Origin of the sequence: Pseudarthrobacter humi (assembly GCF_024294965.1) — a bacterium.
In the GTDB taxonomy this organism is placed as follows: Bacteria; Actinomycetota; Actinomycetes; order Actinomycetales; family Micrococcaceae; genus Arthrobacter; species Arthrobacter humi.
Map to the genome: position 1 here is coordinate 121,097 of NZ_JANCLV010000003.1, position 20,959 is coordinate 142,055.

At 65.2% G+C, this 20,959-nt stretch carries 18 protein-coding genes; 6 read left to right on the forward strand and 12 right to left on the reverse strand.

Translation table 11 applies throughout. The features are described 5' to 3' along the window. The first annotated feature begins 8 nt into the window (after window positions 1-8). The 3 genes from NFC73_RS05875 (at window position 9) to NFC73_RS05885 (ending at window position 3,303) form a co-directional block, all read left to right on the forward strand. The gene (locus tag NFC73_RS05875) at window positions 9-1,394 is read left to right on the forward strand and encodes a CoA transferase (protein ID WP_254748421.1); all 1,386 of its coding nucleotides are present in this window, start codon (window positions 9-11) and stop codon (window positions 1,392-1,394) included. A gap of 30 nt (window positions 1,395-1,424) precedes the next feature. Continuing rightward, window positions 1,425-1,925, forward strand: coding sequence for a GNAT family N-acetyltransferase (locus NFC73_RS05880; protein WP_254748423.1), 501 nt, complete (start codon window positions 1,425-1,427; stop codon window positions 1,923-1,925). 79 nt (window positions 1,926-2,004) lie between these two features. Beyond that, window positions 2,005-3,303 (forward strand): alpha/beta fold hydrolase, encoded by a 1,299-nt coding sequence (locus NFC73_RS05885; RefSeq protein WP_254748863.1) that lies wholly within the window; start codon window positions 2,005-2,007, stop codon window positions 3,301-3,303. Here NFC73_RS05885 and NFC73_RS05890 read toward each other — a convergent pair. The 4 genes from NFC73_RS05890 to coaE all read right to left on the reverse strand — a co-directional run bounded on the left by NFC73_RS05890 (window position 3,289) and on the right by coaE (window position 9,492). Then, window positions 3,289-4,722, reverse strand: coding sequence for an MFS transporter (locus NFC73_RS05890; protein WP_254748425.1), 1,434 nt, complete (start codon window positions 4,720-4,722; stop codon window positions 3,289-3,291). The genes NFC73_RS05885 and NFC73_RS05890 overlap by 15 nt on opposite strands. A gap of 120 nt (window positions 4,723-4,842) precedes the next feature. Beyond that, complete coding sequence (locus tag NFC73_RS05895) at window positions 4,843-5,871, reverse strand: TerC family protein (RefSeq protein ID WP_056339723.1); 1,029 nt, start codon at window positions 5,869-5,871, stop codon at window positions 4,843-4,845. A 228-nt stretch (window positions 5,872-6,099) separates the two neighbouring features. Next, window positions 6,100-8,199 (reverse strand): excinuclease ABC subunit UvrB, encoded by a 2,100-nt coding sequence (uvrB, locus tag NFC73_RS05900; RefSeq protein WP_254748427.1) that lies wholly within the window; start codon window positions 8,197-8,199, stop codon window positions 6,100-6,102. A gap of 78 nt (window positions 8,200-8,277) precedes the next feature. Continuing rightward, window positions 8,278-9,492, reverse strand: a complete 1,215-nt coding sequence (gene coaE, locus NFC73_RS05905; protein ID WP_254748429.1) for a dephospho-CoA kinase — start codon at window positions 9,490-9,492, stop codon at window positions 8,278-8,280. Between the two features lie 40 nt (window positions 9,493-9,532). On the opposite strand from coaE, the gene NFC73_RS05910 reads away from it, so the two are divergent. Continuing rightward, a complete protein-coding gene (locus tag NFC73_RS05910) occupies window positions 9,533-10,222 on the forward strand; it encodes an IMPACT family protein (protein ID WP_254748431.1) in 690 nt (229 codons plus the stop codon). After that, on the forward strand, window positions 10,206-10,703 hold the full coding sequence (locus tag NFC73_RS05915) for a GNAT family N-acetyltransferase (protein WP_254748433.1): 498 nt from the start codon (window positions 10,206-10,208) through the stop codon (window positions 10,701-10,703). Before NFC73_RS05910 ends, NFC73_RS05915 begins: the two co-directional genes overlap by 17 nt. A 153-nt stretch (window positions 10,704-10,856) precedes the next feature. Here NFC73_RS05915 and rpsA read toward each other — a convergent pair whose 3' ends face one another. The 5 genes from rpsA to polA form a co-directional block, all read right to left on the reverse strand. Further along, entirely contained in the window at window positions 10,857-12,335 is a 1,479-nt protein-coding gene (gene rpsA / locus NFC73_RS05920) for a 30S ribosomal protein S1 (protein WP_056339708.1), read from the reverse strand. Window positions 12,336-12,493: 158 nt separating this feature from the next. Further along, complete coding sequence (locus NFC73_RS05925; protein WP_254748435.1) at window positions 12,494-13,204, reverse strand: polysaccharide deacetylase family protein; 711 nt, start codon at window positions 13,202-13,204, stop codon at window positions 12,494-12,496. 304 nt (window positions 13,205-13,508) lie between these two features. Then, on the reverse strand, window positions 13,509-14,798 hold the full coding sequence (locus tag NFC73_RS05930; RefSeq protein ID WP_256548704.1) for a GNAT family N-acetyltransferase: 1,290 nt from the start codon (window positions 14,796-14,798) through the stop codon (window positions 13,509-13,511). A gap of 97 nt (window positions 14,799-14,895) precedes the next feature. Further along, window positions 14,896-15,507: a GyrI-like domain-containing protein gene (locus NFC73_RS05935; protein ID WP_254748439.1), complete on the reverse strand. Its 612-nt coding sequence runs from the start codon at window positions 15,505-15,507 to the stop codon at window positions 14,896-14,898. A gap of 60 nt (window positions 15,508-15,567) precedes the next feature. After that, the gene (gene polA, locus NFC73_RS05940) at window positions 15,568-18,210 is read right to left on the reverse strand and encodes a DNA polymerase I (protein ID WP_254748864.1); all 2,643 of its coding nucleotides are present in this window, start codon (window positions 18,208-18,210) and stop codon (window positions 15,568-15,570) included. 193 nt (window positions 18,211-18,403) lie between these two features. Between polA and NFC73_RS05945 the strand changes: the two genes are divergently transcribed. Further along, a complete protein-coding gene (locus NFC73_RS05945; protein WP_254748441.1) occupies window positions 18,404-18,877 on the forward strand; it encodes a hotdog fold thioesterase in 474 nt (157 codons plus the stop codon). A 20-nt stretch (window positions 18,878-18,897) separates the two neighbouring features. Here NFC73_RS05945 and NFC73_RS05950 read toward each other — a convergent pair whose 3' ends face one another. From NFC73_RS05950 to NFC73_RS05960, 3 genes are read right to left on the reverse strand one after another with little or no spacing between them, the layout of a single operon-like run. Further along, the gene (locus tag NFC73_RS05950; RefSeq protein ID WP_254748443.1) at window positions 18,898-19,455 is read right to left on the reverse strand and encodes a dihydrofolate reductase family protein; all 558 of its coding nucleotides are present in this window, start codon (window positions 19,453-19,455) and stop codon (window positions 18,898-18,900) included. A 39-nt stretch (window positions 19,456-19,494) separates the two neighbouring features. Beyond that, complete coding sequence (locus tag NFC73_RS05955) at window positions 19,495-19,716, reverse strand: hypothetical protein (protein ID WP_058932545.1); 222 nt, start codon at window positions 19,714-19,716, stop codon at window positions 19,495-19,497. After that, complete coding sequence (locus tag NFC73_RS05960; protein WP_254748445.1) at window positions 19,713-20,930, reverse strand: inorganic phosphate transporter; 1,218 nt, start codon at window positions 20,928-20,930, stop codon at window positions 19,713-19,715. Before NFC73_RS05960 ends, NFC73_RS05955 begins: the two co-directional genes overlap by 4 nt. Window positions 20,931-20,959 lie beyond the last annotated feature (29 nt).

Consider the following 20,959-nt stretch of genomic DNA (forward strand, 5'->3'; position numbering starts at 1 on the left):
CTGACCGAATGGACTCCGTCCCCGACCTGACCGGCGGCCTTCGGGTTGTGGAAGCCCTGAAGGCCCAGCCCGTGGCACCTTCCAACGGTCCACGGCAGTGGTGGAACGGCCCGCTGGATGTCGAGGGGCTGGCCTTGGGGGCCGTCCAGGCAGCAGCCACGTCCCTGAACGCGCTGGTTGGCGTTCCGGACAGGTACTCCTTGGCATCCGGAGTCACCGCGGCGTCCTTCGATTCGCTGGGACACCTGCGGATCGCGGGCGTGAAACCCGAAGGCTTCGTTCCGCTGTCCGGCTTCCGGCGCACGTCGGACGGCTGGATCCGCCTCCACGCCAACTACCCCCACCACGCAGCCCGGCTGACGGCGGCCCTCTCCGTCAGCACAGCACAGGATGTGGAACACGCCCTGCTAGGTATGGCGTCGCTGGCGGCCGAGGAAGCCATCACGGCAAACAACGGCGTCGCTGCTGCCGTGCGCACACGGGACGAGTGGATCGCGACCCCCATGTATGCGGCGGCCAGCTCCGGTCCATGGATCAGGATCTCCCGTCCGCCACCGTCAGCCAGTGAAAGTCCGCAGCTCTCCGGGTGGGTTCCATCGGCAGTTCCGCGCCACCCCTTGGCCGGGCTCAAGGTACTGGACCTGACGCGCGTCATTGCAGGGCCCACTGCCACACGCCTCCTGGGCGCCCTGGGCGCGGACGTTCTGCGCATCGACCCGCCCCAGCTTCCGGAGTTGCGAGATGTGTTTATTGACTCGGGCTTTGACAAGCGCAGCGCCGAGGCGGACCTCCGGGATCCTGCCGCCATGGAAGCGGTCAGGCGTCTCATTGAGTCTGCCGACGTGGTGGTCACGGGTTACCGCGACGGCGGGCTGGACCCTTTTGGGCTGGCGCCCGAAGCGCTGTTGCTTGCCCGGCCCGACCTCGTGATCGTCACCCTCAGCGCCTGGGGCAGCGGCGGCCCTTGGAACGGACGGCGCGGTTTTGACAGCCTGGTACAGGCCGCGTGCGGCATTGCCGATCGGTATGGCCGCACGACTGATGACGGGTGGCAGCCGGGGGCGCTTCCAGTGCAGGCACTGGATCATGCCACGGGTTATGGATTGGCAGGGGCAGCCATTGCCTTGCTGGCCGAACGGCTCCGAAGCGGACGTGGCGGCACTGCCCGGCTTTCCCTGGCCCGCACCGCTGAAGAATTGTTCCGGCTGCCCGCAGTGGCCGGTCACGGCGGTTTCCTGCCTGACCCGGACCTCCGCGTGATGGACAGCCCCTACGGCCGCCTGCGATACGTTGGGCCGCCCATCCTGGCGGACGGCGTGCCGCTGGAGTACAGCAAGGGACCGGTCCGCTACGGAACATCGCAGCTTCGCTGGAACCAGGGAGCCTGGGCGTAGCGATTACGGCCCCGCTAGTAAACTCGGACCATGAGTGTAATCCGCCCCGCCACCCAGGAAGACGTGCCCGCCATTCTGCAGATGATCCACGAACTGGCCATCTACGAGAAGGAACCGGACGCGGTCCGCAACACGCCGGAAATGCTGGCTGAGGTCCTGTTCGGCGAGAACCCGCGCGTGTTTGCCACGATGGCTGAGGACAGCGCAGGCGAGGTCCGGGGTTTCGCGCTCTGGTTCCTGAACTACTCAACCTGGGAAGGCGTCCACGGTATCTACCTGGAAGACCTCTACGTCAGCCCGCACGCCCGCGGCGAGGGCCACGGCAAGGCGCTCCTGCAGCACCTGGCCGCCATCGCCGTCGAGCAGGGCTACGCCCGGGTTGAGTGGAGCGTCCTGGACTGGAACGAACCGTCCATCAACTTCTACCGCAGCCTCGGCGCCCGGCCCTTGGATGGCTGGTCCACGTTCCGGTTGACCGGCGACGCGCTGGAGAGCTTTGGCACCAGAACGGCAGCGTCCATCCGTGGCTGAGCAGGACGCTTCCTCCCCAACGACGCAAACGCGGACCCCTGTCCCGCATTTTGTGAAGGCCCGGCACGAATTCCGTGGCATGCGCACCGCCGAGCACTACTTCACCGTTCCCTTGGACCACTTCGCTCCGGGGAGCGGCGACGACCCCGAGACCATCACCGTCTTCGCCCGTGAGTACGTCTCGTCGGCCCACACCCAGGCTGAAGCCGAAGATCTTCCCTGGCTGGTGTTCCTTCAGGGCGGGCCGGGCGGCCGCGGCAACCGGCTGGCTTCGCTGGGCGGCTGGAGCAAGGCGGCTGCCCGGGACTTCCGGATCCTGATGCTGGACCAGCGCGGCACCGGGCTGTCGACCCCCCTTGACCGGAACACGCTGGCCACGCGCGGAACAGCCGAAGCACAGGCTGCGTACCTCGAGCATTTCCGTGCGGATTCCATCGTGGCCGACGCCGAGCTCATCCGCGCGGCGCTCGGCTCCGGCCCCTGGAGCATCTACGGCCAAAGCTACGGCGGATTCTGCGCGCTGACGTACCTGTCTTTTGCCCCGGACGGCCTGAAGGAGGCTCTCATAACCGGCGGACTTGCGCCGCTCGCCGGCCATGCCGACGACGTCTACCGCGCCACGTTCGCGCGCGTTGCAGCCCGCAACACCGAGTACTTCAGCTGGTATCCGGAGGACCGCCGGACAGTGGACGCGATAGCATCGCACCTTCGGCAGACCGAGGAGTTCCTTCCCGACGGCGGGGCGCTCACGGTTGAACGGTTCCAGATGGTGGGCTCCTTCCTGGGCGGAAACACACGTGTGGACGGCCTGCACTACCTGCTGGAAGACGCCTTCACCGAGACACCACAAGGGAACAGGCTCTCCGATGCCTTCCTGGAGCAGGTCCAGGGCATCGTGTCCCGCCTGGCGAACCCGCTCTATGCCCTGCTGCATGAGTCCATCTACGGGCAGGGACAGGCGACCGACTGGGCTGCCTGGCGTGTGCTGCAGGAAAATCCGGCATTCCACCCGGATGCGGAGTCGCTGCTGCTGACCGGCGAGATGGTGTACCCGTGGTATTTCGAACAGGATCCAGCCTTGGTGCCGCTGCGGCCGGTGGCCCATCTGCTGGCCGCCAAAAATGACTGGAAGCCGCTGTATGACCCCACACAGTTGGCCGCGAACAGCGTGCCTGTCGCCGCAGCGGTTTACCAGGACGACATTTACGTGGACCGAAGCCTGTCACTGGAGACCGCGGCCGCTGTGCGCGGACTCCGGGTATGGGAGACGGCCGACTTCCACCATGACGGCATCGCGGACGACGGCGAGGCTATTTTCGGCCGGCTGCTGGGTATGGTGCGCTCGGTTGCCGGCTCAACCGGCTCAACCGGAGGCTGAACCGGCCGCCGGGCTGCGGCGGCGCGCCACCAGGGCAACGGCGGCGGCGGTCAGGACAGCAGCCCCCACCAGTCCGCCTGCCATGTTGAGCCCCAGGTAGCCGGCCCAGCTGAGGATCAGTCCGGAACTGGCCCCGCCCACCGCACCTGCGGCGCCCATCAGCATGTCTGACACCCCTTGGACCACTACGCGGGACTCCTGGGGGACGCTCTCCGCCAACAGCGTGGACCCGGAAATGGTGGCCGCAGACCAGCCCATGCCCAGCAGCACAAGTCCCACGGCCACCGCTACGGTGGACGTCTGGCCAAATCCGGCGACGGCGACGGCAGCGATCAGCGTGGCGAAGCCGATCATGATGGTCTCAGTCCTGCCTGCCTTGTCCGTCAGCCAGCCCATCACCGGCGACAACGCGAACATGCCTGCGATATGCAGGGAGATGGCGAAGCCGATAATCACCAGGACATCGCCGGAGGCGGCGTGGCCGGCATGGGAGGCACCAGGCCCGGCCACGAGTTCCTGCAAATGCAGCGGGGTCATGGACATCACGCCCACCATCACGGCGTGCGCCCCGACGACGGCGGCAAGCGCCAGCCAGGACGCCCTGGAATGGCGGATTGCCCGCAGCCCGCGGACGAGCGATCCCCCGACTGCATTGCGCGCGGTGGCGCCTTGTTGATTTGCCGTACGTGGCGCAGCCTGCATCTTCCCGGCAGTTGGCGGGGCATCGGGATCCAGCGCGGCGGGTTCCTGAGTGGCAAGATTCCGGGTGGCAGGATCATGGGCGGCGATTTCCCGCGCAAGTAGGAGCGGGTCCGGCCTGAGGCCAGCGAACAGCACCACAATGGCCAGCAGGAGTCCGGCTGTGGAGATCACGAACGGTCCGGCGACGGGAGGCAGGCCGAGGGCCAGGCCCACCACGGTGCCGGGCTGGATCAGGTTGGGTCCGGCCACGGCACCGACCGTCACAGCCCACACCACGGCGGATAGCGCCCTGCCGCGATGTTCAGCGTCCGCAAGGTCGACGGCGGCGAAGCGTGCCTGCAGGCTGGCCGCGGTACCCACCCCGATACCCACCGCCCCCAGCACCAGCAGGACGAACAGGCCGGACACCACCGACAGGACTATCAGAACTGTGCCGGCCAGGGCGGCGGAAAGCCCCGTGACCTGCCCGGCCCGACGGCCCCGCCGGTCCGCCAGCGAAGCAAGGGGCAGAGCTGTCAGCGCCGCCCCCAAGGTCATAACCGTGGCCACGGCACCCGCCCACACGCTGGAACCGGAAAGTTCCACGGCCAGGATGGAGCCGATCGAAACTGTGGCTCCGGTACCGAGGCCGCCGAAAACCTGGGCCGCGCTCAGCAGCACCACGGTGCGCCGTTGCACCTGGCGCACTCCTCTTTCCGTCATCAGGGTGCGGGCCATGGTCCGAGCATAGTCCTGGGCGGCCGGCTCCTGCAGGGGCAGATTAAGCCACTGATCCCGGCCGCAGTGCGGCCGGGATCAGTGGAAATGCAGTGTGCGTCAACGAAACGCGGAGACAGCCTACTCGGCTTCGCTGAGGCTCTTCTTGGCGTCTTCCTCAAGGCGGGGGTCCAGGTGGGCCGTCTTTGCCTTGGAGCTCATGAGGCTGGCAATCACGGCAACGATGATGGTGCCCACGATGACGGCCAAGGAGACGAATGTCGGAATCTCCGGGGCCCACTCGATGTGGTTGCCGCCGTTGATGAACGGCAGTTCGTTCACGTGCATGGCGTGGAGCACCAGCTTCACACCGATGAACGCCAGGATGAAGGACAGCGCGTGCTTCAGGTAGACCAGGCGGTTCATCAGGCCACCGAGCAGGAAGTACAGTTGGCGCAGGCCCATCAGGGCGAACAGGTTGGCGGTGAAGACGATGAACGGGCTCTGCGTCAGGCCGAAGATCGCCGGAATCGAGTCAACGGCGAAAAGGAGGTCGGTCAGGCCGATAGTGATGAACACGATCAGCATGGGGGTGAAGACCTTCTTGCCGTCCACCGTGGTGCGCAGCTTGCCGCCGTCGAACTTCTCCGCCATGGGGATGACCTTGCGGATCCGGGCGATGAGCGGGTTTTCCTTGTCCTCTTCGTCCTCGCCTTCGTCCTGGGCCTGCTTCCAGGCGGTCCAGAGCAGGAACGCGCCAAAGATGTAGAACACCCAGCTGAACTGCTCGATCACGATGGCGCCGAGGAGGATGAAGATGCCGCGCAGGATCAGGGCGATGATGATGCCCACCATCAGGACTTCCTGCTGGTACTTACGGGGCACGGAGAAGCGGGCCATGATGATGATGAAGACAAACAGGTTGTCGATGCTGAGGCTGTATTCAGTGACCCAGCCGGCCACAAACTGGCCGCCAAATTCGGCGCCGGTAAAGAAGAACATGGCCCCGGCGAACAGCAGGGCCAGGGAGACGTAGAACGCAACCCACAGGCCGGCTTCCTTCATGGAAGGCTCGTGGGGGCGTCGGACGACCAGCAGAAGGTCAATGAGCAGGATCAGGCCAAGGACGACAAGTGAGCCGACCTCGAACCATACGGGTAATTCGGGCACAGGTTGGCCTTTCGCAGGGTACAGAGAAATGGTGTAAGTCTCTCCGGCCAGCCTGTGCACTTGGTGCTGAAATGGCGGCCCGCTACGCCCGGCCAGGCAACTTTGCCTGGCGTGTTGACGATCGTAGCGCTCGGGATACTCCCCTACGTGACGTTAACTGTACAGCAGGCGTCCCGACATGCGGAAACATGCCCCGACTGCTACGTCCTCTCGGCGCCCGGGGGTGGACTAGGCGTGGCCGGCCGCCTGCATCTGGCGGAGTTCCTTCTTAAGGTCACTGACCTCGTCCCGGATCCGCGCGGCCAGCTCGAACTGGAGTTCGGTGGCAGCGCCGTGCATCTGTTCGGTCAGCTGTTCGATGAGGTCCACGAGGTCTTCGGCCGGTGCCGCGGCGAGGCCGTCCTTGCGGACGTGTGCCGCGCCCTTGGCCGCGGACTTGCCACGTTTGGCGCCTTTGGCCAGCCGGTTGTTGTTGAGCAGCTCCTGGGTGTCCGCGTCTTCCTTGGCCAGCTGGTCGGTAATGTCGGCGATCTTCTTCCGCAGCGGTTGCGGATCGATGCCACGTTCCGTGTTGTAGGCAACCTGGATGGCGCGGCGCCGGTTGGTCTCGTCGATAGCCTTGGCCATGGAGTCGGTGATGCGGTCCGCGTACATGTGGACCTCGCCGGACACGTTGCGGGCAGCACGGCCGATGGTCTGGATCAGCGAAGTCGCCGAGCGCAGGAAGCCTTCCTTGTCCGCGTCCAGGATGCTCACGAGGGAGACCTCGGGCAGGTCCAGGCCTTCGCGAAGCAGGTTGATGCCCACCAGGACGTCGAAAACACCCATCCGGAGTTCCCGGAGCAGTTCGACGCGTCGGAGGGTGTCCACGTCCGAGTGCAGGTATTCGACCTTGATGCCGTGGCCCAGCAGGTAGTCGGTGAGGTCCTCCGCCATCCGCTTGGTCAGGGTGGTGACCAGGACGCGTTCGTTCTTTGCTGTGCGGGTCTTGATCTCGCCGAGGAGGTCATCGATCTGGCCCTTGGTGGGCTTGACCACCACCTCGGGGTCGATCAGTCCCGTGGGCCGGATGATCTGCTGCACAAAGCCGTCAGCCTTGCCGAGTTCGTACTTTCCGGGCGTGGCCGACAGGTAGACCGTCTGGCCCACGCGTTGGAGGAATTCGTCCCATTTCAGGGGCCGGTTGTCCATGGCTGACGGCAGGCGGAAGCCGAAGTCCACGAGGTTCCGCTTGCGGGACATGTCGCCCTCATACATGGCGCCGATCTGCGGCACGGTGACATGGGATTCGTCGATCACCAGCAGGAAGTCGTCCGGGAAGTAGTCGATGAGACAGTGCGGAGCGGTCCCGCGGGCACGGCCGTCGATGTGCGACGAGTAGTTTTCGATGCCGTTGCAGAAGCCCATCTGCTGCATCATTTCGAGGTCGTAGGTGGTGCGCATCCGGAGCCGCTGGGCTTCCACCAGCTTGTTCTGGCCTTCCAGGACGGCCAGGCGTTCGGCGAGTTCGTCCTCGATCCGCTTGATGGCCCGGGCCATCCGCTCTGGCCCGGCCACATAGTGCGAGGCCGGGAAGACGTACATTTCCTCTTCGTCCCGGATCAGTTCGCCAGTCAGCGGATGGAGAGTGTGGATGTTCTCAATCTCGTCTCCGAAGAATTCGATGCGGATGGCGAGTTCCTCGTACATCGGGATGATTTCCACGGTGTCGCCGCGGACCCGGAACGTGCCGCGGTGGAAGTCCATGTCGTTGCGCGCATACTGCATGGAGACGAATTTCCGGAGCAGGTCGTCGCGGTTCATCTGCGCCCCTTTGCGGAGCGTGACCATGCCGGCAATGTACTCTTCCGGCGTGCCCAGGCCGTAGATGCAGGACACCGTGGCCACCACAATAACGTCCCGGCGGGTCAGCAGCGCATTGGTGGCGGAGTGGCGGAGCCGTTCCACTTCCTCGTTAATGGACGAGTCCTTCTCAATGAAGGTGTCCGTCTGCGCTACGTAGGCCTCTGGTTGGTAGTAGTCATAGTACGAAACGAAGTACTCCACCGCGTTGTTGGGCAGGAGTTCACGGAATTCGTTGGCGAGTTGTGCGGCCAGGGTCTTGTTCTGCACCATGACCAACGTGGGCCGCTGGACCTGTTCGATGAGCCACGCCGTGGTGGCGCTCTTGCCGGTACCGGTGGCACCCAGCAGGACAACGTCCTTTTCGCCGTTCCTGATCCGCTCCGTGAGTTCGGTGATGGCCGCAGGCTGGTCGCCGGCCGGCTGGAACTCGCTGATGACTTCAAACGGAGCGACGACGCGGTTGATTTCCTGGGCAAGGCTCATGCATCTAATCTACAACCGGGGACCGACAGTGACAGCCGGATCAGTTACCGGCGAACAGCCAGCCACAGCGGCCGGAGTTCACGTGATGTACGACGGCGGCACCCAGCCTGTGCGCGCGGCCCAACCGTCCATACGCGGCCAGGCGACGTCCGTGAACCACGGTTCCTTCGCCTCCGCGTAGGCGTGGGTACCTTTAATGCCGGAAAACTGTTCGGTCAATGCGCGTTTATGGCCTTCATACATGGCGGCGGCTTCCGGATCGTTCCTGAGCCAGTCGCGGAAGAGCAGCGCGTACCGCCAGCCGGATGACCCGGCAGCCCGTACGTGGACGTTCACGGCGCGGCCGGGGTCCGCGTTGGCGTGGAAACGTTTTTGCCACTGCGCCGGGTCCGGATCCGTCGGTTTCGGTGTGTCATAGGCCACGCCCGGCACGCCCGGGAAACCCGCGGCCGCCAGCAGCGGCGCAATCCGGTCCGCGGCGATCAGATCCGACACCGTGACCTGGAGGTCGATGACGTCCTTGGCTGCCAGGCCAGGCACGGCTGTGGAGCCGATATGGTCCACAGCAAGGATGTCGTCCGGTGCTGCGGCCTGGATTCGGGCGCCAAGCCGTGCAGCCTGGACCGCCCAATCCTGCTGCGGCACCGACAAGACTGCCCTGCCTGCCCTGACCGCCCTGACGCTGCGCCGGAGATTGCGCGCGAACGGCACCAGTCGTTCGGCCCACAGCCGGTCCACCTGTGCCGTCACGTCCGCCAGCGATCCGGAGTTGTCCAGCACGACGTCGGCAGCGGCCAGCCGCGCCTCGCGTGAGGCTTGCGCCGCCATGCGTGACCGCGCGTCCTCCGCCGTCATGCCGCGGTGTTCGAGCATGCGGGCGATCCTGACGTCGTCGGGCGCGTCCACCACAAGGACAAGATGGAAGCCGCTCCCCTGCCCTGTCTCAACCAGCAGCGGAATGTCCTGGACCACAATGGCGCCGGGCGGGGCTGTGGCGATGATGCCGGCCGCTGCGTCCCGGACCAGGGGGTGCACTATGCCGTTGAGGACGGCCAGCTGCGCGGGATTGCCGAACACCACCGAACCCAGCCTGGACCGGTCCAGCCGGCCGCCGGCGTCGAGCATCTCCGGGCCAAAGGCTTCCACCACGCTGGCCAGGCCGGGCGTTCCAGGTTCAACAACCTCCCTGGCCAGTGCGTCCGCGTCCACCAGCACCGCGCCGAGCCCGGCGAGGCGTGACGCGACCACCGACTTCCCTGAGGCGATGCCGCCCGTCAATCCGATCTTCAGCACTCCACCACCCTACTATTGGGCCCTCCCATAGACTTGAGCCGTGCAAGAGGAAGAGAGCCGGGCAACCAGTTACACCACGCTCGCGTTGGGGCCGGAGTTTCGGCACGAGCTGGAGATCAAACGCTCCCGGTTCATCACGGTGCTGTGCCGCGCCGACAGCGAGGACGCCGCCCGGAACCTGGTCGCAGGGCTGCGCCGCGAATTCCATGATGCCCGCCACCACTGCTCGGCGTTCGTGCTGGGCCCGGACCGGGACATCCAGCGCTCCAATGACGACGGCGAACCCTCCGGCACCGCCGGCATCCCCATGCTGGAGGCCATCATCAAAAGGGAAACAGCGCCGGGTGTGACGGACCTCAGCGATGTCAGCGCCATCGTGGTCCGCTACTTCGGCGGGATCCTGCTGGGCGCGGGCGGACTGGTGCGCGCGTATTCCGAGTCGGTGTCCGCGGCCCTGGAACGGGCCCCGCTGGTCCGCCGGAGCCGGCTGCGCATCTGTATGGCTGCCGTGCCGCATGCCGCTGCGGGGCGCCTGGAGAACGATCTTCGGGCGGCGGGGTTGGTGATGGCGAAAACCACCTACGGAGCCCGGGACACCACCCTGCGCCTGGCCGTGCCTGACGCACCCGCCGAAATCGCCGCCGCCACCGAACGTGTCCTGTCGCTCACCGCAGGGAAAACGGAACTGGCGGCCGCCGGAACGGAGTGGATTGATGTCCCGCTCACCTGACGTCCGGCTGGCTGACGTCGATGAACCAGTGCTGGCCAGGCTGCTCTGCCTGGCGCAAGTGGACGCATCCGCGGATGAAGTCACACCCAGACTTGGCGACGGGCCGGCCTGGAACGTGGAACGCCTCGACTGGTTCCGCGCCTACCACCGGGCCGCGGCAGCGGGACTGGACGGCCCTGCGGCGGAAAAGAGCTGGGCGGTGCTCTGCGATGGCAAGCCGGCGGGCTCGACCAGGCTCAAACGCACCGGACAGGACAACACGGCCGAGACCGGCATCTGGCTGGGCCGGAACTACCGGGGGCTCGGTGTGGGCGGCGCCGCGTTGCGGCTGGTATTGGCGGAAGCCCGCCGCGCCGGACTGCACCAGGTCGTGGCGAACACGACGGCGGGAAATGTCGGCGCCCAGCGCCTCCTGTCGGCCGCCGGTGCAGTCCTGAGGCACGACGACGACGGCACGGTGAGTGCCGCCGTCGTGCTCTGATCTGACTCTCAGCAGACGAACCGAAACGCGCGTTTGGGTGCATCAAGTGCTGGTCAGATGGCCGGTTAACCCCGGTTGTCGGTTAAGCACAGCGGGCCCCTGCTTTCGCAGGGGCCCGCTGTGTTGGCCCGGGAAGCCCCGGGCCGGTGGCAATTAGTTGCCGGTCAGCTTCTCGCGCAGAGCTGCAAGAGCCTCGTCCGAAGCAAGGGTACCGGCCCCGGCGTTGGACTCGGCAGCAGGCTCGGAGGAGTAGCTGGTGGTGCCGGAATCGCTGTCACCGGACGTTGCAGCTGCAGCGTCGTCGGCAGCGTGCTGGGCAACCTGCTTCTTGTGTGCTTCCCAGCGGGTCTGGGCGTCAGCGTACTGCTGCTCCCAGACGGCGCGCTGGTTCTCGTAGCCTTCAAGCCACTCGTTGGACTCCGGGTCGAAGCCCTCCGGGTACTTGTAGTTGCCCTCTTCGTCGTACTCAGCGGACATGCCGTAGAGAGCCGGATCGAATTCGGTGGACTCGGCGTCAACGCCCTCGTTAGCCTGCTTGAGGGAGAGGGAGATGCGGCGGCGCTCGAGGTCGATGTCGATGACCTTAACGAACAGTTCGTCACCAACGGAGACAACCTGCTCAGCCAGCTCCACGTGGCGGACTGCCAGTTCGGAGATGTGCACGAGGCCTTCGATGCCGTCTTCGACGCGTACGAACGCACCGAACGGAACGAGCTTGGTGACCTTACCCGGTACAACCTGCCCGAGGGCGTGGGTGCGGGCGAAGGTCTGCCACGGATCTTCCTGCGTAGCCTTGAGCGACAGGGAAACGCGCTCGCGGTCCAGGTCGACTTCGAGAACCTCGACAGTGACTTCCTGGCCAACTTCGACAACCTCGGACGGGTGGTCGATGTGCTTCCAGGACAGCTCGGAAACGTGAACGAGGCCGTCTACGCCGCCCAGGTCCACGAAGGCACCGAAGTTGACGATGGAGGAAACGACGCCGGGACGGACCTGGCCCTTTTCCAGCTTGTTGAGGAACGTGGAGCGGACCTCGGACTGGGTCTGCTCGAGCCATGCACGGCGGGACAGCACAACGTTGTTGCGGTTCTTGTCCAGCTCGATGATTTTGGCTTCGATCTTCTGACCGATGTACGGAGCGAGGTCGCGCACACGGCGCATCTCGACGAGGGATGCGGGCAGGAAGCCGCGCAGACCGATGTCGAGGATAAGACCACCCTTGACAACCTCGATGACGGTACCGGTGACAACACCGTCTTCTTCCTTGACCTTCTCGATGTCGCCCCAGGCGCGCTCGTACTGAGCCCGCTTCTTGGAGAGGATCAGGCGGCCTTCTTTGTCTTCCTTGGTGAGCACCAGGGCTTCGACGAGATCGCCAACGGAGACAACGTCTCCGGGATCTACGTCGTGCTTGATGGACAGCTCGCGGGAGGGGATGACACCTTCGGTCTTGTAACCGATGTCGAGCAGAACTTCATCGCGGTCGACCTTGACGACGGTACCTTCGACGAGGTCTCCGTCGTTGAAGTACTTGATGGTGGCGTCGACTGCTGCGAGGAAGTCCTCAGCGGTACCGATGTCGTTAATGGCGACTACGGGGGTACCGGGCTTCTCGGTGGAGGTGATGGTCATGTAGTAGGGGCTCCGTTGTGGATAGTTAGTCGGTCAGGCAAACCGCCGCGCCCGCGTTATGGAACGCAGGCGCAGGTCTTCGGGCGATCGCAGGGATCTTCCGGGTCTTCCTGATTTGTGGATTCTAGAAACGCGCACGTAGTACGCGCCCACTTATTCTAGTCGCAGCGGCCAACAGGGGTCAAAGCGCATGGCAACACGTCGCCCAGGCGGGCAAAGGTGGTTCCGGCGCCCTGTAGCCGTGGCAGCTCCTGCCTGAAGCCTGCCGCAGTGCCGCTGCCTGGTTTGTTGAAATGGGCAATGACGATGTCGCCCGGGCGCGCGGTCGCCAGTGCAGAGCCGACAGCCTCCGGTGACAGCGTGGCGCCAGCGTCGGCGTTGACGCTGAAGTTGACCGGCAGCATGCCCAGACGCCGCGTCATGGCGGCGGACACTTCATCGAAATAGGCTGTTCCGGGGCGGAAGAACTGTGGCTGCCGCCCCGTTAATTCGCGTAGGACGTCCATGCAGCCGGTGAGTTCGTCATACGCGTCGGCCACGCTCCCGGTGCCGGCGATGCCATAGGCTGATTTGCCCGTCACGGACAGGGGCCTGTGCGCCTGGCCATGGTTGGCCAGTTCAAAGAGCGGATCGTGCCCTAACTCGGCGGCGAGCTGCCGGTTTGCCTGGATCCACCTGGCATTCATAAAAAGAGTGGCGGGGATGTTCAACCGCCGCAGCGTCGCGATCAGCTCCTGGTCGACGCCGGATCCGCCGGGACCTCCGCAGGCATCCAGCGTCAGCACCGTCTGGCTGTCTGGCGATCTGGTGACCACTCCCGTCACCGTCAGGCCCCATTCCGCGGGCAGCCGGCCGCCGAATTCTGTCACCAGCTGCGCTTTTGACGGAAGTGGGACCGCGGCCGGCGAGACGGGTCCAGCCGACGTCGGCGTTACCGGCGATACAGTCGGCACGCCTGGCTCCGGCACTTCGGGCACGGAGGGGGCTGCACTGGCGGGATCAAGGCGTTCATCCTGAAAAGCCGCAGGCTCAATCGCGGCTATTTCCGTCGACGAACACGATGTCACAGCCGCGAGAACACCGGACGCCAGGCCGAGCAAAACAGCCCGGCGGCCGGGCTGCCCGGGCATACCAAAATCCCCCACGGATTGTCCTTGATCGAGGCAGGGGCCCCTAGAAGTGGGTCAGGCAGTGGGTGGCCCGCTCAACCGCAAACATCCCCCGCGCCTGGAGCGACGCGCCCTGCTTGTGTTCGCGGATCCGCCCAGCTGCCGTCAGCGTAACCGGACAGACCCCACCCAGATAAATTGATGACAGCGCGGAGACATCCAGCGTCAGGTCAGGAACGGCGGTCTCTTCCAGGCGTACGACGGCGGCCTCGCCGCCGCTGACGTCCACGGCAAAGGTTCCAGCGGTGAGCCCAAGCGGGTCCTGCACCTCAAGCACCAGCCTGCCGTCCAGTGGGTAATGCCGGGCTTCCAGCGCCTGGGCCATGTCCAGGATGCGGAGCCAGAGCATATCCCGGCTGTCTGAGGAGTCGATGCAGCGGGGATCGGCCAGTGCCCACGTGAGCGGGTCATCCAGCGGTGCTTCCTCCCACGTGATGCGTTCCACCAGGTCGATGGCGGCCAGGAACTGCCAGAGTTCCAGGTACGCCTCGTTCGTGGCCGCCACGAGGTCCACCACCTGCATCGTGTAGGGCTCGGTGTCCCAGCCGAGGAATTTGTAGGAGACGTAGCCGTCCACGGCGCCGTCGGGGCCGTAGTGCAGTGCCGCCTTGACGGCAGGGTCTTCCTTGCCCTCGCGGCCCAAGGACCCTGAAGCAAGCCGGCGGTACCAGTCCTGGCGGCCGATCGATCCAGGCGTCAGGCGGTGCACGCGGTCGAAAACCTTCGGCGCCAGATCCAGCAGCACTCGCGGGTCCGCGACGTCCACGGTACCGACGGCGTGATGGTTGAGCCGGAACCGGGCGGTGGTGTCCACTTTCACGGTCCGTTCGAAGCTGGCCACGCCGTAGCCGAAGCGCCCATAGATGGAGCCCTCTGACGCTGTCAGGGCGGCCATTGCCAGGCCATCGTCTTTCGCCATGGCCAGGTCCTCAGTCATCATCCGGCGCAGCAGGCCGCGCCGCCGATGTGAGGTCCGGACCGTCACGGCTGTTACCAGTTGGGTTTCCACCAGCCGGCCGAAGCCGATGTTGAGTGTTTTGCGCAGGGTGCCGAAGGTCGCCACCGGTACGTTCGCGGGGAGCGACCCCGGTGCGACTTCCCGCGTCTGGTAGGCGCCGGTGAAGATCCGCCGGTCAGCTGCGTAGGTCTCCAAGGACTTGGCAACATGCTCCGGTGTCCGCGTGGATTCGTGGAAGCCAAAGGCCACCGCCTTCACCCATGATTCGGCGTCGGGATAACCAGCCTCGCCCTGGGACGCCGCTGGGAAGCGCCGGATTTCATAGTCATCACTCAGTTCAGCCACACCGCCGAGCCTAACCAATGATTCCGGGGCCTGGCCAGCAGCAACACGCCCGCAGGCAGGAAGTTCCGCAGAGCCGCCGGGAAATGCCTCAGAACCGCCGCACGGGTTGCCGGAGGATGGTTTTGAGCTTTTCCGGTGCCACCCTGCGGGCGTCGCTGAGGTAGATCTCGTGGTGCAGGCCGGCAAATCCGAAGCCGTTGGCCGGCATGTATTCATTGTGCAGGCGGCGCAGCGTGGGGGCCTCGTCGTCGTAGCTGCCGATGTGCAGGATCTGCACCGAGAGGCCTTCATCGAGAGTCTCAAGGCGGAGCAGGTCCAGCCCCGGAACGTTCTTGGCCGCCGCCTCCGCGATGCCGTCCTGCACGTCGGACGCGCCGATCCAGCCTGGCTGATGGATCATCATGGTCCACTTCCAGCTGTCCTTCTCGCCCCGTGTGAAGGCGTCCGGATCGTCTGCTGTCCACAGGCCCTCCAGCGGCGCGACGACGTAGTCCCGGCCCGCGTGCTTGCTGGCGAACTTGACGGCGTAGGACACCGAATACAGGGCCTCGAGGGCGGCGGCGTAGGCGGGGGCCGTCCCCGGATTACCTTGCCCGTCCAGCATCAGGTAGCTCAGCGGAGGGACGGTAACCACCTCGAAGTCCCGGGCCCGGGGCGCGTACAGATCCTTGAACTGTTTCTTGACGTCGTACTTGTCCATCGCGCCCAGCCCATTCGTTCCCGGCAGCTCATTCGTTTCCGAGCAGCCCGTTCCAGCAGCCTAGTGGCCGGCGTCGTACCAGCTGGGGCCCACGCCGATCTGGACATCCAGCGGGACGCTGAGGTCCGCGGCGGAGCCCATCTGCTCGGTGACGAGCTTCTCCACCGCGACACGTTCGCCGGCGGCGACTTCGAGGACCAGTTCGTCGTGGACCTGCAGGAGCATGCGCGACTTCAGGCCCTGGGCCGCCAGTTCAGCGTGCACGCCCAGCATGGCGCGTTTGATGATGTCTGCGGCCGATCCCTGGATGGGTGAGTTCAGTGCGATGCGCTCCGCGTTTTCGCGCAACTGCCGGTCCGTGCTGGTGAGGTCCGGCAGGTAGCGGCGTCGCCCCTCGATGGTGGCCGTGTAGCCGTCCACCCGGGCCTGGTCCACCACTCCGCGGAGGTAGTCGCGGACGGCGCCGAACCGGTCGAAGTACTCCTTCATCAGGGTGCGGGCCTCGTCCACGGAAATTTCCAGCTGCTTGGACAGGCCAAACGAGGTCAGGCCGTAGGCGAGGCCGTAGGACATGGCCTTGACCTTGGAGCGCATGGCACTGGTGACTTCTTCGGTGGGCACGTGGAAGATGTTCGAGCCCACAAACCGGTGGAGGTCTTCGCCGTCCCGGTAGGCCTGGATCAGGCCTGCGTCGCCCGAAAGGTGCGCCATGATCCGCATTTCGATCTGTGAGTAGTCTGCGGACAGCAGGCATTCGTAGCCGTCACTGACCACAAAAATGCCGCGGACGCGACGGCCTTCCTCGCTGCGGATGGGGATGTTCTGCAGGTTGGGGTTGTTGGAGGAGATCCGGCCCGTCGCTGCCACGTTCTGCGCGTACGTGGTGTGGATCCGGCCGTCTTCGGTCACGGACTTCTTGAGCGACTCCAGCATCTGGCGCAGCTTCGAGGACTCGCGGTGCGCCATCAGCTGCACCAGGAATTCGTGCCCGGTCTTTTCCAGCAGGTTCTTCAGAGAGGCGGCGTCGGTGGTGTAGCCGGACTTGATCTTCTTCGTCTTCGGCAGCTGCAGTTCCTCAAAGAGCACGGTCTGCAGCTGTTTGGGCGATCCCAGATTAACTTCGTGGCCGATCGCGGCGAAGGCAAGTTCCTGCGCGTTATCGATCACTTTGGCCAGATCGGCGATCTGCTCGTCCATGCGCGGCAGGTCGATGGCGATGCCCGCGGTTTCCATGTCGGCCAGCACCCGGCTGACGGGCAGTTCCAGGGTGGTCAGCAGGTCCCCGGCCTTGCGTTCGGTGAGCTCAGATGCGAAGTGCCGGCTCAGGGCCTGCACTACGGCCGCCACCTGGACCAGCGCGCCGGCCGCGGCGGCATCGTCGCCGTCGAACGCCAGCTCCAGCTGGCCCGCCTTGGAGGTCTCGGACGGAACACTGACGTTGAGGTGGTGTTGGGCCAACTCGGCGAGTTCATAGGTGCGGCGGTCCGGTTGGATGAGGTATCCGGAAATGGAGGTGTCATCCACTACGCCTTCCAGTCCCAGGCCACGGTTGGACAGGGCCTTCAACGCAGCCTTGTAGCCGTGCATGACCTTTGGCGAGCTTTCATCGCGCAGCCAGTCTGCCAGGACGTTTTCGGCTGCGGCGTCCTGCGCGGCGAGGTCGATATAGACGGCGGCATCGTCACGGACGATGGCCAGTGCGGCGGCGTCCTCGCCGATCCGCCCGGGCACCAGGTCGACGGCGACTGCGGACGTCTTGCCAACGCCGGCCGCCAGGAAGGCACCCAGCTCGGCTGCCCCTGCGGGATTCACGAAGTCCGGCGCGGCGATGGTTTCGCGCTCCGCAGATTCCACGTCTTCACTGCCGTACAGGGCAAAGAGCCGAGTACGGATGGTCTTGAATTCAAGTTCGTCGAACAAAGCCTCCAGCGCGGCTTCGTTCGGCCGCGGTTCCGCGAGATCGTCCAGGGTGAGCGGAAGTTCGAGATCCGTGTGGAGCCTGTTCAGGCGTCGGTTGCGTTTGACGTCCTCCACGTTTTCCCGGAGGGCATCGCCCACTTTGCCTCCGATCGCGTCCAGGTGCTCGAGGACGCCCTCAAGTCCGCCGTAAAGGTTAATCCACTTGGCCGCGGTTTTCGGGCCGACGCCCGGAACGCCCGGGAGGTTGTCCGCGGTCTCCCCCACCAACGCGGCAAGGTCCGAATACTGGGCGGGCGTGACGAAGTACTTTTCCTGGATGGCTGATGCGTCCATCCGGGGAATGTCGCTGACGCCCTTCCGCGGATACAGCACAAAAACGTTGTCCGTGATCAGCTGGAAGGCGTCACGGTCGCCCGAGACGAGCAGCACCTCGAAACCGGCCTTTTCCCCCATGGCGGCGAGGGTCGCCAGGATGTCATCGGCCTCATATCCGGGCAGTTTGATGGTTTTGATGCCCCAAGCGCCCATGACCTTGTCGATGAGGTCGATCTGGCCGCTCATCTCACGGGGTGTTTCGTTGCGTCCCCCCTTGTACCCGCTGTACTCGGCTTTGCGGTGCGTGGTGTCATCCGAGACGTCGAAGGCGACACAAATATGGGTGGGCTTCTGTTCCTTGATCAGGTTGATCAGCATGGACGTGAAACCGTGGATGGCGTTGGTGTGCTGTCCGTTGGCGGTGGAGAACTTGTCCGCCGGCAGGGCGAAGAACGCGCGGAAAGCCATCGAGTGGCCATCCAGCACCAGGAGCCGCGGCTGTCCGGTGACGGGAACCACGGGGGCTTCAGTGGCGGAAACCTGGCCTCCGGCCGGCAGGACGGTGATGTCCTGCAGGGCAGCATCAGCGTCAAGCACTGCGGTCTCGGACGGGAAGGGGGCCGGTTTGGTAGTTTCACTCACAAGTGCCAGCCTAGTTCCCATGATGGACAATTTCACGCCCGGGCCCTTCACTGAGGAATTGGTCACAGCAGGCATCCCGGCGCACCTTCACGGCTGGCTCGGCAGCCTGGGCATCGGTGCCCTGGTGGTGAAGATGGGGATCCACTTCCTCGAGATGAGCCCGGAGCGAACGGTGGCCACCATGCCGGTGGAAGGGAACACCCAGGTGGCGGGCATCCTGCACGGCGGCGCCCATGTGGTGCTGGCCGAAACCCTGGGATCCTTCGCCGCCGGGATGCACGCAGGCGCAGGCAGGCACGCCCTGGGCATCGAAGTGAGCGCCACCCACCACCGTGCAATCGCCGCGGGCACCGTGACAGGTACGTGCACCGCGATCCACCTGGGCCGGACCCTGACAACCCATGAAATCGTGATGACCGACGAACAAGGCCGGCGCCTCTCCACCGCACGCATCACCAACATGCTGCGGGACAACGGGCCTGCGGAGGCCTAAGCGCCTCAGTCGGGAAGCCCCTAACCGGCCGGTTCCGGGGAGGTTAGGGTGTAGCGGAGCTCCACTATGCCCCGTCCCAAGGTGCGGGACGCCGTCAACTCAAGTGGCGGCGTCGGGCCCTCCAAGGGCAGCAGCCGTTTGCCGTCGCCCAGGACCACGGGGATGACAGAAAGGATGAGGTCATCCAGCAGTCCTGCGTTGGCGAACTGTGCAGCAAGGTTGCCGCCTCCCACCACCCAGACGTTCATGCCGCCGGCGTGGTCCCTGAAGTCCTGGATGAACTCCTGGACGGGTCCGCGGACGAAGGTGATGTCCGTGCCGGCCGGGGCAACGTGCTCGTGCCGGGTAAACACATAACAGGGCGTGGAAGAGTACGGCCAGTTGCCGGGTTCATGCTCCATCAGCCAGGCGTACGTCTCGCCGCCCATCACGATGCAGCCGACTCCGGCCATGAAGGTTTCGTAGCTCTCCTTGCCGCCCTCGAATCCATCGAACTCGAGAAGCCAGGCGAGGTCATCCTTGGTGGTGGCGATGAACCCGTCAATGGAGGCCGCGACAAAATACTGGATCCTTGACATGGAACCAGATTAGCCCTGCGGCGTTGATGCGCTGAAGGCCTACTTGCTGAAGTACGGAATGATCAGGTAAAGCCCGAACAGCACAGCCACGCCGCAGAGGCCAAAACAGGTGTAGGCGAAGTAGCGCTTGGTGCGGGGTGAGGCCTGCCGGGCGTCACCGGCGATGGCCGTCAGCCGCACGCCCAATGAATACAGGACCACAACGGTCACCGCGGATACCAGGGTGGCACCTGCCACTGTCAAGAGTTCCAACCACTTCATCGCTGAACATCCTTGTGCTGGTTCGCCTTGGCGCGGGCCCGGGCGAAGGCTTTCTTCTTGGCAAAGCGGACGGCCTGGCCCGCTTCTTCGACTTCCACGGCATTGTGGTGGCCCACCGCGGACTTGCGGGAGTAGGCGAACATCAACAGCACCGCGGCGGTGCCGGCGACGGCGGCAATCACCACACCCACCACGCCGGTCTTCACGAGCAGCGCGGTCAGCGCGCCCACAACGCCGGCGGCGGGAAGTGTAAACAGCCAGCCCAGGGCGATCTTGCCAACCATGTTCCACCGCACCGTGGTGCCCTTACGGCCCATTCCGGACCCGATGACGGACCCTGACGCCACCTGGGTAGTGGACAGGGCGAAGCCCAGGTGGGAAGACGCAAGGATGGCAGAGGCGGTGCTGGTCTCGGCCGCGAATCCCTGGGCAGGCTTGACCTCGGTGAGCCCGGAACCCATGGTCCGGATGATGCGCCAGCCACCTGCGTAGGTTCCGACGGCGATGGCCAGGGCGCATGCCGTGATGACCCAGAACTGCGGGCCCGAACCCGGGGACTGCGTGCCGGCGGAAATCAGCACCAGGGTGATGATGCCCATGGTCTTCTGGGCGTCGTTGGTGCCGTGGGCCAGCGCCACAAGGCTGGACGTGAAGATCTGGCCGGTGCGGAACCCGCCCCGCTTCTGCGTCAGCTTGGTGCCGGTTTCCGGATCGTGCCTGGACGTCAGGGCATACGCGAGCCGGGTGCAGAGGTACGCCACCAGGCCGGCAATGAGCGGGGCGAAGATGGCGGGCAGGATGACCTTCTGCAGCAGGGTTTCCAGGTTCACGGAATTGAACCCGATGCCGGCGATGGCCGCGCCGATCAGCCCGCCGAAGAGTGCATGGGATGAGCTGGACGGCAGACCCTTGAGCCAGGTGATCATGTTCCAGAGGATGGCGCCCATAAGGCCCGCGAAAATAATGTCAGGGGTGATCTGGACACCGTCGGAGCCTTCCCGGATGATGCCGCCGGAGACTGTTTTGGCCACTTCCGTCGAGAGGAAGGCGCCGACCAGGTTCAGGATTGCGGCGAGCGTCACAGCGGTCTTCGGTTTGATGGCACCGGTGGCGATGGGCGTAGCCATCGCATTCGCGGTGTCATGGAATCCGTTTGTGAAGTCGAAAAATAAAGCCAGTCCGATGACCAGCGCCACCATAAAGGTGATATCCACCTGTTGCCCAATCTGCAGAGTCGACGTTC

What these genes read in the sequence shown, in the direction of transcription:
- NFC73_RS05935 (WP_254748439.1), bottom strand. Translation starts at nt 15,507, where the DNA reads ATGGACAAGTACGACGTCAAGAAACAGTTCAAGGATCTGTACGCGCCC.
- polA (WP_254748864.1), bottom strand. Translation starts at nt 18,210, where the DNA reads ATGGCTTTCCGCGCGTTCTTCGCCCTGCCGGCGGACAAGTTCTCCACC.
- NFC73_RS05890 (WP_254748425.1), bottom strand. Translation starts at nt 4,722, where the DNA reads ATGGCCCGCACCCTGATGACGGAAAGAGGAGTGCGCCAGGTGCAACGG.
- NFC73_RS05945 (WP_254748441.1), top strand. Translation starts at nt 18,404, where the DNA reads ATGATGGACAATTTCACGCCCGGGCCCTTCACTGAGGAATTGGTCACA.
- NFC73_RS05955 (WP_058932545.1), bottom strand. Translation starts at nt 19,716, where the DNA reads ATGAAGTGGTTGGAACTCTTGACAGTGGCAGGTGCCACCCTGGTATCC.
- NFC73_RS05885 (WP_254748863.1), top strand. Translation starts at nt 2,005, where the DNA reads ATGCGCACCGCCGAGCACTACTTCACCGTTCCCTTGGACCACTTCGCT.
- NFC73_RS05915 (WP_254748433.1), top strand. Translation starts at nt 10,206, where the DNA reads ATGTCCCGCTCACCTGACGTCCGGCTGGCTGACGTCGATGAACCAGTG.
- uvrB (WP_254748427.1), bottom strand. Translation starts at nt 8,199, where the DNA reads ATGAGCCTTGCCCAGGAAATCAACCGCGTCGTCGCTCCGTTTGAAGTC.
- rpsA (WP_056339708.1), bottom strand. Translation starts at nt 12,335, where the DNA reads ATGACCATCACCTCCACCGAGAAGCCCGGTACCCCCGTAGTCGCCATT.
- NFC73_RS05875 (WP_254748421.1), top strand. Translation starts at nt 9, where the DNA reads ATGGACTCCGTCCCCGACCTGACCGGCGGCCTTCGGGTTGTGGAAGCC.
- NFC73_RS05880 (WP_254748423.1), top strand. Translation starts at nt 1,425, where the DNA reads ATGAGTGTAATCCGCCCCGCCACCCAGGAAGACGTGCCCGCCATTCTG.
- NFC73_RS05950 (WP_254748443.1), bottom strand. Translation starts at nt 19,455, where the DNA reads ATGTCAAGGATCCAGTATTTTGTCGCGGCCTCCATTGACGGGTTCATC.